The sequence below is a fragment of the Bradyrhizobium sp. 23AC genome (assembly GCF_054863025.1).
Genome location: NZ_JAVAYN010000006.1, coordinates 440,836 through 454,608 on the forward strand (window position 1 = coordinate 440,836; position 13,773 = coordinate 454,608).

11 protein-coding genes and 2 pseudogenes are annotated in these 13,773 nt (G+C 60.8%); 6 read left to right on the forward strand and 7 right to left on the reverse strand.

Going from position 1 to position 13,773, the window contains the following annotated elements; genetic code table 11:
• Positions 1-135 precede the first annotated feature (135 nt).
• Positions 136-288, forward strand: coding sequence for a hypothetical protein (locus RAD10_RS17900; RefSeq protein ID WP_461618560.1), 153 nt, complete (start codon positions 136-138; stop codon positions 286-288).
• Positions 289-908: 620 nt separating this feature from the next.
• Positions 909-1,700, forward strand: a complete 792-nt coding sequence (locus RAD10_RS17905) for a Crp/Fnr family transcriptional regulator (protein WP_461618561.1) — start codon at positions 909-911, stop codon at positions 1,698-1,700.
• A gap of 650 nt (positions 1,701-2,350) precedes the next feature.
• Here RAD10_RS17905 and RAD10_RS17910 read toward each other — a convergent pair.
• Positions 2,351-2,659, reverse strand: a pseudogene (locus RAD10_RS17910) (hypothetical protein); the annotation flags it as partial.
• A gap of 554 nt (positions 2,660-3,213) precedes the next feature.
• Complete coding sequence (locus tag RAD10_RS17915; RefSeq protein WP_461618562.1) at positions 3,214-3,903, reverse strand: LuxR C-terminal-related transcriptional regulator; 690 nt, start codon at positions 3,901-3,903, stop codon at positions 3,214-3,216.
• Positions 3,904-4,859: 956 nt separating this feature from the next.
• On the opposite strand from RAD10_RS17915, the gene RAD10_RS17920 reads away from it, so the two are divergent.
• Entirely contained in the window at positions 4,860-5,204 is a 345-nt protein-coding gene (locus RAD10_RS17920; RefSeq protein WP_461618563.1) for an H-NS histone family protein, read from the forward strand.
• A 39-nt stretch (positions 5,205-5,243) separates the two neighbouring features.
• Here RAD10_RS17920 and RAD10_RS17925 read toward each other — a convergent pair whose 3' ends face one another.
• Positions 5,244-5,465, reverse strand: coding sequence for a hypothetical protein (locus RAD10_RS17925; protein WP_247972547.1), 222 nt, complete (start codon positions 5,463-5,465; stop codon positions 5,244-5,246).
• A 239-nt stretch (positions 5,466-5,704) separates the two neighbouring features.
• On the opposite strand from RAD10_RS17925, the gene RAD10_RS17930 reads away from it, so the two are divergent.
• The 3 genes from RAD10_RS17930 (at position 5,705) to RAD10_RS17940 (ending at position 8,689) form a co-directional block, all read left to right on the forward strand.
• Entirely contained in the window at positions 5,705-6,586 is an 882-nt protein-coding gene (locus RAD10_RS17930) for a 2OG-Fe(II) oxygenase (RefSeq protein WP_461618564.1), read from the forward strand.
• Positions 6,587-6,722: 136 nt separating this feature from the next.
• Positions 6,723-7,691, forward strand: a complete 969-nt coding sequence (locus tag RAD10_RS17935) for a hypothetical protein (RefSeq protein ID WP_461618565.1) — start codon at positions 6,723-6,725, stop codon at positions 7,689-7,691.
• On the forward strand, positions 7,688-8,689 hold the full coding sequence (locus tag RAD10_RS17940) for a methionyl-tRNA formyltransferase (protein ID WP_461618566.1): 1,002 nt from the start codon (positions 7,688-7,690) through the stop codon (positions 8,687-8,689). Before RAD10_RS17935 ends, RAD10_RS17940 begins: the two co-directional genes overlap by 4 nt.
• 49 nt (positions 8,690-8,738) lie before the next feature.
• On the opposite strand, the gene RAD10_RS17945 is transcribed toward RAD10_RS17940, so the two are convergent.
• The 4 genes and pseudogenes from RAD10_RS17945 to RAD10_RS17960 form a co-directional block, all read right to left on the reverse strand.
• Positions 8,739-9,353: a transglutaminase-like cysteine peptidase gene (locus RAD10_RS17945; protein ID WP_461618567.1), complete on the reverse strand. Its 615-nt coding sequence runs from the start codon at positions 9,351-9,353 to the stop codon at positions 8,739-8,741.
• 652 nt (positions 9,354-10,005) lie between these two features.
• On the reverse strand, positions 10,006-11,322 hold the full coding sequence (locus tag RAD10_RS17950; protein ID WP_461618568.1) for an HlyD family type I secretion periplasmic adaptor subunit: 1,317 nt from the start codon (positions 11,320-11,322) through the stop codon (positions 10,006-10,008).
• Positions 11,319-13,022, reverse strand: coding sequence for a type I secretion system permease/ATPase (locus RAD10_RS17955; RefSeq protein WP_461618569.1), 1,704 nt, complete (start codon positions 13,020-13,022; stop codon positions 11,319-11,321). Before RAD10_RS17955 ends, RAD10_RS17950 begins: the two co-directional genes overlap by 4 nt.
• 325 nt (positions 13,023-13,347) lie before the next feature.
• Positions 13,348-13,773: pseudogene (locus RAD10_RS17960) on the reverse strand (Ig-like domain-containing protein); the annotation flags it as partial.

Below are 13,773 nucleotides of genomic sequence, written 5' to 3' on the forward strand. Positions count from 1 at the left end.
GCCAAGCGGGATTATTAAAATACAATTAATAGAATAGGGAAAGAGGCTTAGCGGGCTAAAAATGACTTAAAATCGCAAGCTTTTATGGCATTTAGCTTTTATGGCATTTAGGTGAGAGATATATCATTTGACCCGATGGCCATTGCGATTGACTGGCTCGATGCTTACCGCGCGGGCGACATCGAGGCGATCTTGGGAATGTATGCCGAAGGTGCCGTGGTTCGCTGCGGCTGCGGGGGCGTCAAGACCATTACCGGCAACGAGGCACTTCGTGCCTATTGGGATTGATCGCCTCCGAGAATATCCGGCGGGCACGTTGGACGATCTCAATCCCTGGCACGAGGGGGCCATTATCTCGTACGTCACCAAGAGTAGCGTCATGAGTGCGCTTTTCTCGTTTGACGTTACCGGGAGGATCAAGGAGCTAGACTGCAGTCCCTGCCACTAGACCCTGGCACGATCCAAGCCCGCGTTGGGTCACGTGTTGGCCTTGCGGGGCAAGGCCGGCATTCCCGTACGGACGCGTCGTTGCGAGCCCGTTGCGTGCCACTCGTCAGCGAAAGCATGTCGAAGGACGATACGCCTCCAGCAGAGTGAGACTGCCAACTCGTCGATGTTAAGGAGGCTTCCCAGCTTACTGCACCGCCAATGCGGCGCGAGCGCGCGAAGGCGCTGGAGACTCGGCTTCAGCTTGAAGCGATGCCGCCCGAACTCGTCTTCAACACGGATACTAGCGGGCCATATGCCTACGACGCGACATGCGATTGTCGGGCCACCCGTACTCGCCATTGATCATGGGAACCATATCTGTGGTGGTCGGTTGGCTTCCTGTTGAGCTGGCACGCCGCAGAGCAGCTCGACACATCGGCATGAGTTCTAGTGCCGAGTATCCGTCGGGAGCCAATCCCATGATGGACCATGCGACTAGAATTGGTAATCGTTTGTTAGCAGCGTTGCCGCCAGCGGATTTTGCTTTGCTTGCGCCTCATCTCCGGAAAGTCGTGATCGAACGCAATTCCGTGCTCATCCGATCGGGCGATCGGATCGAACATCTTTTCTTCCCCCTCAGCGGCGCCATCGCCGCGATCACGGAGCTGCCGAACGGGCAAACAGTTGCCACGGCGATCATCGGGCACGAGGGCGCCGTGGGTTTGACGTCAGCGTTTGGCGCATCCGCCGCGCCTGCCACCGCGGTCGCCCGCCTATCCGGGGCCGCGCTGCAGATCTCGCCTGCGCAATTCCTGGCAGCCCAACATCGCAGCCCCGCAATCGCATCCATGGTGCAGGTCTTCACGATGTCGTTGTTGACACAACTCCAGCACGTGGCGGCCTGCAATGCACTGCATTCCGTCGAAGCGCGCTTAGCGCGCTGGCTTCTTCACATCCATGATCGTGCGAATGAAGGTGACCTGCTCCCGCTGACGCAAGAAACATTGTCGGAGTTGCTCGGCGTTCGTCGCACCACGGTCACGCATGTCGTGTGCACAATGCGCGCGTCAAGAGCGCTGAAATCCAGCCGGCGCGGCCAGCTCGAGATTGATCGGCCGCGGCTCGAAGCCGTGGCATGCGAGTGCTACAAGGTCATGAGCCGCAGAATCGATCGGATAGTCTCGCACGGCGCGGTCGGGCTCATCCCTGGGGCTCCAGCGCGCCCCCCCTCCCGTTCGCCAGGTAGCCGAATAGCCGGGACAGGCTCGTAGGCCGGTTCGCTTTTGCGAACCATCCGCACGCACCGTTTCGGTCGTCCATTCGCTTTGGGACGCTCGTTACACCGCGATTTATTGCAACCGAGCAGCACGGGCATGAGCTTCGCCTGTGCGAAGCTGGAACGACTGCCCGTGGTCTGAGCTCGGGCATGGGGGACTGTCCGCCTCGCGCAGCTTGCGCTGACGATTCTCTTCTCGACCTACCCGGTCTCTGAGCTTCTCGAGTTCTGCGAGCCGGGCGACAAGCGCTTCGAGACGCTTTCGAAGAAGGGCCGCAGGACTCTCCGCTCGAATGCGGGTATTCATGACACGCCTCCTGACCGAGTCTCCCGGGAGGCCGCTCGGCTGGCCAGATATGCTCTCGGCCTCGCGTTTGGCCTATCGGAGCACAGGGCCCAGCCTGGCTTGGCCGCACGGCAGCCCATAGGTCTCCTTCATGGGCTGAGAAGATCTTACCGGCTGGATTGGGTTGCGCTGGAAATCCGAGTACTAGCTCCGGGACAATCGGCCTTGCGCTTTTCCTCGTTCTCTTCGTCTGCGCAATCGACCCCACCATTTGCACTTGGAATTCCAGAGCCGCCGCCGGTTGCGAAGGGCCCTTTTGCATTGCCTCCGCCAGCACCGGCCCCGCCGCTACCGCCGGCCCCGCCGCCGGATGTCCCTCCGGCATGAGAAGATCCAGCAGGGCCACCACCAGGTGCTCCCCCACCCCCTGATGATCCGCCGCCGGAGCTCCCCGGCCCTGCCGCGGACGACCGATCATTGTCGAAGAACGACTGGCCGCTGTCGCTTTGCCTCGCCCCGTGCAGGCCGCCCGAACGTGCAATGGCTTTTGAGGTCAGGGAGGTGGACAGAAGCAGCGTCATGACGGGGGGCGTCACGGCTGCAAATCTTCCGCAGGTCTTCAAAAATGCCCGCCGGTCGTCATCTTCGTTGCCGTCCCGGGTCACGATGCGTCCTCCTCGATTTAAAACGTCATTTTTACATTATTATATATTAAATATAGATTTTCAACCAAGAATTTTCTTTGCCCGGTGAGAGGTTACTGGGCGTGCGTGTCCCGGACAGAAAGCCGGCAATTTCCCGTGTTTCCTCCGATTTTTCCCGCCGCGCCTTGCCGACGCACCCAATTTGAGTTGCGCTCGGGCATTTAATTTAGTTAACTTGAATTTAACCAACGGGCGCGGGCTCGGCTACAATGGATCATTGCGATGCCACTGCAATTCAATCGGTCCGTCCGGGACATGGAGATCTGGAGTGCGAGCAGCCACGGCTTCTCGTTCGTGATCAGTTTCGAAAGCCCGGGAGGTCCGGGTTTTCACGGACGCTCCGGCTATCTGGCGAGTTGGCGTCCGCTCCACAATAACCAGGCCGCAATCAAGATTGGCGGCTCGCCCTTTCGAACGTTGGCCGAGGCCGAAGGGGCCTGCCTCAACATGATTGAGCATCTGGCACCGCGATAGGCCGCCCCTCGCGCATATTGCCGAAGACGCGCCAGACGTACCCGTCAGTTCGCGCTGGCTGGATCCTGATGCAACAGATCAAGGGAATCCGGCTCACCTGGCGCTGCATGCAGCTCGCTTCGCGAGATCGCCATTGCCGCGAGAACCGTACGATTGCTGATTTCCAGCTTCTGGAAGATATGGTGAAGGTGGACCTTGATCGTACCGTCGGCGAGATTCAACCGACGCCCAATCTCCTTGTTCGATAGCCCCTCCGATACGAGCCGCATGATCTGCCGCTCCCGGTCAGTTAGCTGTGTCAGAGGCTTCACACTGGCCAGGGGGGCCTCGCTGACGTGGCCGTTGCTCGACAGAACCGCAGCTTGGCCCTGGGCAGCTTTTCGCAGGGTTGCGACCAGCATCTCCGCATCCGAATCCTTCGAGAGGACGATGCAGGCGCCGTTCAAGGCCAACCTTTCTAACTCACTGTCGGCCGTAATACCGGTGAAGAAGATTATCGGAGCACGTGGGCCGACGGCGTTCGCACGAGCTAGCATCTGCTGTCGATTGAAGTCGGGCAGCGCAGCATCGACAAGCGCCACGTCCGGGGCAAGAAATCGAATTGCCTCGACACAGCTTGCGCCATCGCTGCAGGAAGCAACGACCGCAAAATCACGCTGCGCCGCAAGAACGCTCCTAACCCCTTGCAAAACGATCGGGTGTCGATCAGCGATAACAATTCTGATACGGCGCATGCTTCCCTTGCCTGTTGCTAACAACCCCGCTTGCAGCCGTTTAATCCCACCCTCCTTTTGAGACGCGCGAGCTATAACCAGTCAGCTCCGTCAATAATGTCGCAGGGTCCGAGATCGAAGACAGCACCTGGCGGCAACGCTCGATGGCCACGCTATCGTAACTCGCCCAAAGAATGCGTGCAGCACCGTAAGAATGCGGTGCTCGATGCAAAATTCGAAACCGCGAATTCTGCGAGGATAACGACCTTCCGACAACAATTTTTAATAGCTTCGATCTGAAAATTCCCGCCAAGAATGTCATCGGCGCACTGATCGACCAGGCTTGCTATGATAGTCAACATCCAATTAACTTAGTAGAACCGGATATTACCAACGATATATAGGGACATTCACGATTCAAATCTAACATTCGACGAAGTTTCATTGAAGCGGGGCCGTTCGCGAAGCCCCGCTCCGGGAAGGGAGGAGAGAAAGTATTACTATTCATCAAGCAACGGCTGGCAATCAAGGACAAAACAAGGCTGCGGTTGATCGTAGCCCGTGTAGCACCGACGGAAGTCCCAGTACCGCGCTTGAGGCCGAATTTCGTCAATTCAGCAAATTTTCAATGATTGGCACGGATTCGTCGTCGGTAATGAGTAGGTGGTCACATGTATTCTTCGGCAGTTTTGCGTCAAACACATAAGGCCCTCATCGTTCAATTCACAGAATTGCAGAACTTACGTAATCGCGTGTTGAAAGCAGAGGAGCGATTGCTCGCGCCCAAGCGACGGGCCCACGGACGGAGGGGGCTCAGGAAGCGACCGCCCGGTCGGAGATGCAGCCTTAACCGCTAGCACCAAGTACCGCGCTGCACACAAGCGCCGCCGCGCGCCGGGATCGCGCTTGCCCAACCCTGCCATGACCTGATAATGCCCCTTCCTGTTTCGGTTCGGAAGTAGCTGGGGACGGCTTCCATGGGGAAAAGTGACTGGGTCAACTTGACCACAGCCGAGCTGTGGGGGCTTTACGATGAGGTCACGACCGTTCTCGGTCGCAGGATGACCGCGGAAAAGGTCAAGCTCGAAGAGCGGCTGCGCAAGATTGAGGGGACCGCCGTTTCGTCCCCGAACGGGGAACGTCCGCGCCGCCCCTACCCGCCGGTGCTGCCGAAATACCAGAACCCGAAGGATCCGTCCGAAACCTGGTCCGGCCGCGGCAAACAGCCCCGCTGGCTGAAAGCGCAGCTGCGCGCCGGCAAGAAGCTGAACGATCTCCTGATCGACCGCTCGCCCCCACAAAGACGCCGCCGGACCGGCTGATTCCAAGCCGCACCGCGGCGGCCCAATGGGCCGCCGAATTTACCGATTGTCGTCCTCTTTCCCGTTGGGAGTGCCGTCACCGCCGCCATTCCCGAAGCCATTGTTGCCACGCACAATGCGCCCCCCTGAACTGGCTATCGCGGCCGAGGTCAGGGAAGTGGAGAGCAACAGCGTCACTGTCGGAGGAGTAACCGCGGCGAATTTTCCGCAGGTCTTCAAGAACTCACGACGATCATCGCCTTCCGCGTCGAGTTGGGTCATCGGCTCGTCCTGCTGTATTCCAGCCCAATCCTCAAGGTAGACCCAAAATCGTCGACCCTCAAATTAAATAAGTTAATCGAGTGATTTGAATTACGCGACTGGGGATCACGATTGCGTTGGCCGGCGGTGCCCGGAGGTTGAAATCTCCGGTGCGCCAGAGCTCAAGCATTCAGCCTACGGTTTATTTTTGACATTTAATCCAGGATCAATTAATAATAACATTTAATTTGAAGGCGGACTTGGAGGTCCAGCTCCAAGCACCGCAGCCGGAGTCTGCGGAATTGCATGTTGATTTCCAGCTTCACTCGTTGAGCGGCCTCTTTGCCCGAGCCAGCTCCCTGCGCGCCGAATACGCCGCCGCAAGACCTTGGCCGCACGTTGTCCTCAATGATGCCTTTCCGGAGAAGCTGTTGGACATGGTGGCGGCCGAATGCAGCGCCCTCCCGGAAGCGCGCCTGATTACCACGACCACCGATCGCCTGGTGAAGCAGGAGGTATCGGACGGACTGGGGCCGGCCACTCAGCATCTGCTGAGCCTGGTGGACAGCGCCAGCTTCCGAGCATTCATTTCGGCAGTCACCGGCGTTCGAGATCTTCATTCCGATCCGACGCACAAATTTGCGGGAGTTCATCGAACGCCCCCGGGAGGCTTCACGAAGATTCACCGCGATTTCGAGGTTCACCCGACGACCGGGTTGTTCCACCGGGTCAATGTACTCATCTATCTCAATCGTGATTGGCCCGACGCCTACGGCGGCAGCCTCGAATTGTGGCCTGCGGACATGTCAGCGCTCGGATGCCGCATCTTTCCCCGGTTCAACACCATGATCCTCTGGGAGACGCACGGTGCCACTCTCCACGGCCTTCCGGATCCGGTCTCCTGTCCCCCCGGTCGAATGCGCCTTTCCGTCGCATCCTATTACTACACGACGACGCGCCGTGTCGTCGCATCGGGCGAACGCCGCGTGCGGTATTGGGCAGCGCGACCCGGCGAAGATCCGGGGATCGAGCAAATGAGCTGGCAGGATCACTTGCGCGCGCTCCTACCCGATCCGCTCCACAACGTACTCCGGGCGGCACGCGATTGGATATCCAGAGCGCACCGGTCGAGAACACCATGAGGCCGGCGTCTTCCAACGGCAACAGCGGGACCCATCAATGACCGCGACCGGAACCTCAGTCGCGCAATTGCGATCTGATGCGGATAAGAGAGCACTTCGCAGGCCAGGTTTCTCACCTGTTCGACTGCGAATGCTGATGAAGCGCGCCCTCGCTGAAACGGGACTGGACATGTCGGGAATGACTGTGCTGACCGAAGCCGCGACTGGCGCTTATGCGGTCACCCCAGTCTTGGCTGCAATGGCCGGAGCCAAGCAGGTCTATGCGTTCACGAAACCTGGCCGCCATGGGACTGTGACAGATACCAAACGGGAGACGTTCGAGATCGCGGCCACCCTAGACGTCGCTGACCGCATCGAGATTCTGGAAAAAATCAGCCCCGAAGTGCTTCACAGCGTCGACATCGTGACCAACAGTGGCCACCTCCGTCCGCTTACAGCTGCGCTGATCGACCAGCTGCGCGGCGACGCCGTGATTGCCTTGATGTTCGAGGCCTGGGAGTTTCGCCGCGAGGACCTGGATATCGAAGCGTGCGCGCGACGCAAAATCCCGGTGGTCGGCGTCAACGAGCGACACCCCGCCATCGACGTCTTCTCATTCCTGGGCCCGCTCGCCGTGAAGCAGCTGCACGATTGCGGGCTGGCGGTTCTCGGCAACAAAATCGCCCTGCTCTGCGACAATGACTTCCTTTCCCCGCTGCACACCGGGCTGACAAACCTGGGGGCGAACGTCGAGACGTTCGACAGTATTGCGGCAGTCCATCCTGGCGCATGGGAGGCCTTCGTAGTCGCGTTGCAGCCAACGGACTCGCCGCGCATCGGCCGAGCGGAGGCTGCGCATCTGGCCGCATGCGCGCCCGACGGCGCCGTTGTGGTGCAGTTCTGGGGCGACATCGATCGAGCCGTGCTGGCCGACAATGGTCTTGCGGTCTGGCCCCCACAATCGGTCGGACAGGGCCATATGGGCATTCTGCTGTCGGAGATCGGCCCCGAGCCGATCATACGATTGCAGACGGGCGGCTTGCGCGCGGCCGAGTGGGTCCGCCGGGGCGGTGCCGTCACAGAGGACGGCTTCGCCCAGCTCGTACCATGGCCGGAGGTGACATGACGGAGCGGCTGCAGCCCGATGTCGTACTCCTCGCGGACGGACCAACGGGCTTCGCAGCGCTTCGCTCGTTGGCTGCGCACTGCCGCGTGGTCCAGATATTCCGGAGACCGGACCAGCCCGACGCGAGCGCGTTGAGGGCATTTGCCAACAACCGCGGCATCCCGGTCGCGGCAATGCAGGACCTGAACCAGCTTCAGAAAATGATCGCAGAGCTGCGCCCGGCGGCCGTTGTGATCTCTTCGTTCGATCGGATCATCCCGCCGCAGATTCTTGCATTGTGTCGCTTCGTCAACGTGCACTATTCGCTTCTGCCGCATTATCGCGGCCGCGCCAACGTCAATTGGGCAATCATCAACGGCGAGACGACCGCCGGGATCAGCATTCACCTCGTCATCCCGGAACTTGATGGCGGCAATCTTCTGTTTCAGCAGGCCATTCCGATCGGCGCGAATGACACGGTCACCTCACTTTACGAGCGCCTCAACATGATTCAGGAACGTGAGCTCGGCGGGGTCGTCGTACGAGCGATCACCGGCTACCAAGGCACTTCTCAAGACACCGACAACGCCTCCTATGGCTGCGCCCGTGTTCCGGAAGATGGAGAGATCGACTGGCGCCAGCCTACCGACACCATCGATCGGCTGATCCGCGGCTTAACACCGCCATTTCCCGGTGCCTTCAGCCACCTCGACGGGCAGCGGCTCATCATCACCAACGCGTCGCCGCGGCTTGATGCTCCCTGCTATATTGGCCGCGTACCAGGCCGGATCGTGGGACGGTCACCTTCCGAAGGCTGGGTGGATGTGCTGACCGGCGACGGCGTCCTGCGCATGTTCAGCGTCCTTCCTCCCAACGCCGAGCAACCCTGTGCTGCCGCTTCTGTCATCGGATCGACGCGCGCGACCCTGGGGTTGTCGCGCCTAGATCTTTTTCGCCGGATCGTCGCGCTTGAAGACAGGCTCGCTTCGCTCGAGCGGCTCAAATGCGCTCACGAGTAAGCGCAACCGCTCTGGCCAAGGAAGGCTCGGGGGCTTTCGCGCCGGTACCTTACACCCCCTCTCGTCCAATCGTGACCCATAGCCCGTCACGCCCCGGGCTTTGCACGCGAACCCAGCGATAGGGCGTCCGCGACCAGGGCTTAACCTGTGGCGTGAGATTGTCGAGGACGAGATCGCCGCTTCTGGTCCGCACGAGGAGCACCAGATGATGTTCACCGGAACTGACGACGACTTCGCTCAATAGCAGGACACGCGCCGGCCAGCCGCGCCGAAGCAGCTCGTGGCGCTTGCTCACCGCGTAATCGTTGCAATCGCCACGTGCGGGATTAATGGTCCACGCCTCGCCCGCAAGGCCGAGCTCGTTGCGGGCGGGCTCAATCGCCAGATTGACCGCGCGATTGACCTCCCGCAACTCCGCCCATCGCTTCTCGGTCAATCGGATCGGCCCGCCGCGGAAGAAGCGCCGCGGGCGGCATTCGGCCTCATAGCGCAGGCAAAACGTGGTGTAAGTGAGGGGGGGAAGAGCCGGACGCCCCAGCTCGATGCGCGCAGGGTCCGCTTGCGGGGCCCTCGGCACGGCCGGCAATGCCGCACCCGCCCATTGAACGCCCCCGATGATGATCACGATGGCTGTCGCGATGATCGAGCCTGAGGTTCGTTGCACCTGCCGCTCTCCTGCAAATGCCAAATCGACGCGGGCCGCGGCACGACCCAGCCGAACGCTGCAGCCGCAACCTCATCATTATTAAATTATATATTATAATTTAATTCGCAAGATTAAACTGAATTAATATCTGCATTTAAACCGCGGCGGACACGATCAGGCCGGCAACGCTTGCAAGCGAGGAACTCGGATGGATCGAAAAACCCCGATCAGACAGGCCCTTTTCATCCAGGCCGCGCGAAGCCCAATCACAGGGAACATGCGTGGCCGCCCCAGAGCGAGACGGACGGATTCGGCCCGCACATTATTTTATTGATTTAATTGGTCGCCATGCTCAAATCGCAAAAACAGCCCTCGCAGGCCGGACCGATTTCATATGCCGATTGAGTTGCTCGTCATTGTGGGAGCTGAAGCTTCAATACTCGGTTTCGTCGTCGCGATGGCCCTGCGCGCCAAGCGGATGGACGTGCTGAGCAGGCGATCGCTTGAACAGCCCGTGATCTCAGCGCGGCGCGACAGGCATCCGCCGCGGCCGATCGGTCGGCGGGCGCGCGATCTGCTGCGAGAGTGGGCGCAGCGACGCTGACGCCCAGGTGTAGGGCGCCAGCCCGCGTGCGTTTCGTCGAGCGCTGCCCACGCCTTGCACCGAGACTCAGCGCTCCTTGAATGCACGCTCCGCCTGATCGTGCAGTGGCTTAAGCAGATAGGACAGCGCGGTCCGACCAGCCGTCTTGATGAAGACCTCGACCGGCATTCCTGGCAGCAGCTTGGCGGAGCCGAGCTTCGCCAGCTCCTCCGGCTTCAGCAGGATACGGCCCGTGTAGTAACTCGTGCCGGCGCGCTGATCCTGCGTGATATCTGCCGAGACCATGCTGACCTCGCCGTCGATTTCGGGCGTGGTCTTCTGGTTGAACGCTGCAAAGCGCATCGTCGCGGTCTGCCCCACATAGACCTGGTCGATATCCTTCGGTGGGATCTTGACCTCGACCGCAAGCGAGTCCGCATCGGGAACGATCAGCATGATTTGCTCGCCGGGAGAGATCACGCCTCCGACCGTGTGGACGCTGAGCTCATGGACGCGGCCGGATTGCGGCGCCCTGATATCGATCCGATGCAATTGATCGACCGCCGCAGTCTTGCGTTCGCCTAGTTCGGAAAGTTTTGAGCGCGTTTCGATCAGGTCCTTGCCCACTTCGGTTCGGAGGTCCTGGTCAATCTGAATGATCTGAAGTCCGATTTCGGAGATTTTTCCCTTCGACTGAGCGATCATTCCTGCGAGCTGGCTGCGCTCGCCTTCGATGCGGGCGGAGTCGCGCTCAAGGGAATTGAGCCGCGTGATCGGCACGAGATTTTTCTGCCAGAGGCTGCGCACGCCCTCCAGCTCCTGGCGGATGAATTCGACTTCCTTCTGCTTGGCCTCGGTCTGTCCCGTATAGCCTTTGATCTCATTCTCCAGCTGCGCACCTTTCTCCTGCAACTGCGCTTTTTGGCCGCTCCTTGCCTGACGTCGGAGGTCGAACAGCTTCCGCTCCGCAGCGATTGCACGGCTCGCCTCGGAGTTGCTCTCCTTGGCTCGGTCGAGCAGCAGCTTGGGGAACACGACCTGCTCGGCACCATCGCGCTCGGCCTCGAGCCGAGACTGGCGCGCGAGCAGCTCATCGATGCTGTTCGTGACGATCGTCGCATTCGCGAGCGTCTGCGTCTCGTCGAGCCGGATCAGAACGTCGCCTGCATTGACTCGATCGCCCTGGCGCACGCGCAATTCACCCACGATCCCGCCCGTGGCGTGCTGAACCTTCTTGACGCTCGAATCCACCACGACGACGCCCTGGGCAATCACCGCGCCCGACAATTGGCTCGTTGTCGCCCAACCGCCGACCCCAAAAGTCACCAGACCCAACATGATCATACCGACGATCATGTAACGCTGGATGGATTGCATCGCCGGCGCTACCAACTGGCCGTTCATCGGTTGCCTCCTTGAGCTTCCGCGACCACCTTGAGCGGCACGGGATTTCGCAAGACCTTCTTGAGGACCTCCTCTCTCTTGCCGAAGGACTGAACCCTGCCTTCCCCGAGGCACAAGACATGATCGACGGCTTCAAGCGCCTTCGGACGATGGGCGATCACGACGGCGATCCCGCCGCGACGGCGCACGTTCAGGATCGCCTCGGTCAGCGCCTCCTCGCCCTCAGCGTCGAGATTGGAGGAGGGTTCATCCAGCACCACGAGGAATGGTTTGCCGTAGAAGGCGCGGGCGAGCCCGATGCGCTGCCGCTGCCCCGCCGACAGTGCCAATCCCCCCTCGCCGATCTTCGTGCCGTAGCCGTCCGGAAACGAGAGGATGAGATCGTGCGCGCCCGCGGCATGCGCGGCCTCCAGAACAGCGGCGGCGGTCGCCTGCGGATCGAACCGCGCGATGTTCATCGCAACGCTGCCGTCGAACAATTCCACGTCCTGAGGCATGTACCCGATGTGCTTGCCGAGGGCGTCAGAAGACCAGTGGTCGAGTGCGGCGTTGTCGAGCCGTATCCGGCCTCGAATGCCCGGCCATACCCCAACCAGCGCACGTGCCAGCGTCGATTTGCCGGATCCGCTCGGCCCAATGATTCCAACCGCCTGCCCGCGCCGCAATTGGAACGACACGTCATTGACGGTAGGCCGCTCCGAGTTAGGAGCGCCGATAAAGAGATTCTCGACCGTGAGAGCTTCAACAGGAGGAGGCAATGCCAGCCGTTCTTCCTCGCCGGGGAGAAGCTTCAGCAAAGCATCAAGCCGTTGTGCCGACTGCCGCGCAGCGACGAACCCTTTCCAGTTCGCAATGGCCAGTTCGACGGGCGCCAACGCCCGCGCGCTCAGGATCGATCCGGCGATGATGATGCCGGCCGTCGATTCCTGGTTGATGACAAGGACTGCGCCAACGGCAAGAACCAGCGACTGCAGGATTGCCCGGAAGATCTTGGAGGCGCCTCCGAGGCTGTTGGCTACGTCGCTGGCCCGCTCATGAGCCGCGAGGTACTTCGCGTTGACATCGCGCCACCGCAACGCCGCCTGCTGCCGCATGCCCATGGCCTGCAGAACCTCTGCATTTCGTCGACCCTCGAGCGCGAGTGCCGTTCGCGAGACTGCGAGGCGCGAGGACGCCTTTGCCGGCCCGCGGGTCCTGGTTTCCGTGAGCATGGTAATGCCGATCAACACCAACGCGCCGACCAGCGCAGTGACGCCAATCCAGAAGTGAAAGAGGAAGCAAACGCCGAGATAGATCGGCATCCAGGGTAGATCGAAGAGCGCCGTCGGCCCGCCGCTCGAAAGAAAGCTACGGACCTGATCAAGATCCCGCACCGGCTGCAAGCCGTCGCCATCGGCCCTGGTCTTCAAGGGCAGGCGGACAAGCGCGTCGAAAATGCGAATGCCGAGCCGTTCATCAAAGTACCGGCCGACCCGCGTGCTGATCCTGCTTCTGACGAAGTCGAGCCCACCCTGAAACAGGTAGAGGACCGCGGCCAGGACCATCAAGGCGATCAGCGTCGGTATGCTGCGCCCGGGCAGCACCCGATCATAGACTTGCAGCATAAAGAAGGAGCCGGTGAGCATGAGGAGATTGCTCATCCCGCTGAAGGCCGCGAGCGCCCAGAATATCCGGCCGCACGACCGCAGAAATGCCGACATCTCTGAGTGCGGCTCCTCATAATCCTCCGCCGACCGGAAACGGCCGACGAATATCCGTTGCCGAAGGGCTTCAACCCCGCGCCTTGCCCAGCCGACGAGCCGCGATGTCGGCGCTTCGGCCTCGTTCGCCAGCCGGCGCCCGGCCGACCATAGACCTGACAAATGCATAATGGGGATTCGATAAAGATTCGCAGGCGGGGGAATCACCCCCCGCCGTCCAACGTCAGTCATGACACCTGCCCTTTAATGATGCCTTTGTCGGGGGATCCCCAAGCGATCCCCCGAGGCAGTTGTTGAATATCAGCTTGTGCGGCTGACCCATCTCCTACGCGAAGTGGAAGTCGTGGCTGTTCAGCTTGTCGAGCTGCGTGTTCTTCAGCGTAAGGGTGTCGCTCCCCGTCGCGATCACGACGTCGTGGCCTGACTGGGCCGCATGGGAGAGAACGCTCGCAAAGCTGTCGAACACGCTCTTGCTGAACTCGATCGTGTCGTGCGTGGGTCCACGGGCAGCGAAGTCCTTGATGACGTCCTGGCCGAAGTTGGACGCAAACGTGAACGTATCCGCGCCCGCCTTGCCCACCATGACGTCGTTGCCGGTGCTGCCGGTCAGCGTGTCGCTGCGGCCCGAGCCGATCATCGCCTCGCCCGAACTGGTTCCGACCACGTGACCCGTCGTGTCAACCTGCTCCGCGGTAAAGGCGTGGCTCTTGCCCGACAGGTCGGACGTCTGGAAGCTCCACTTGCCGTCGGC

Excerpts from the sequence above, each read along its gene's own strand:
- RAD10_RS17900 (WP_461618560.1), top strand. The coding sequence starts at position 136 with ATGGCCATTGCGATTGACTGGCTCGATGCTTACCGCGCGGGCGACATC.
- RAD10_RS17905 (WP_461618561.1), top strand. The coding sequence starts at position 909 with ATGATGGACCATGCGACTAGAATTGGTAATCGTTTGTTAGCAGCGTTG.
- RAD10_RS17915 (WP_461618562.1), bottom strand. The coding sequence starts at position 3,903 with ATGCGCCGTATCAGAATTGTTATCGCTGATCGACACCCGATCGTTTTG.
- RAD10_RS17920 (WP_461618563.1), top strand. The coding sequence starts at position 4,860 with ATGGGGAAAAGTGACTGGGTCAACTTGACCACAGCCGAGCTGTGGGGG.
- RAD10_RS17925 (WP_247972547.1), bottom strand. The coding sequence starts at position 5,465 with ATGACCCAACTCGACGCGGAAGGCGATGATCGTCGTGAGTTCTTGAAG.
- RAD10_RS17935 (WP_461618565.1), top strand. The coding sequence starts at position 6,723 with ATGAAGCGCGCCCTCGCTGAAACGGGACTGGACATGTCGGGAATGACT.
- RAD10_RS17940 (WP_461618566.1), top strand. The coding sequence starts at position 7,688 with ATGACGGAGCGGCTGCAGCCCGATGTCGTACTCCTCGCGGACGGACCA.
- RAD10_RS17950 (WP_461618568.1), bottom strand. The coding sequence starts at position 11,322 with ATGAACGGCCAGTTGGTAGCGCCGGCGATGCAATCCATCCAGCGTTAC.
- RAD10_RS17955 (WP_461618569.1), bottom strand. The coding sequence starts at position 13,022 with ATGTCGGCATTTCTGCGGTCGTGCGGCCGGATATTCTGGGCGCTCGCG.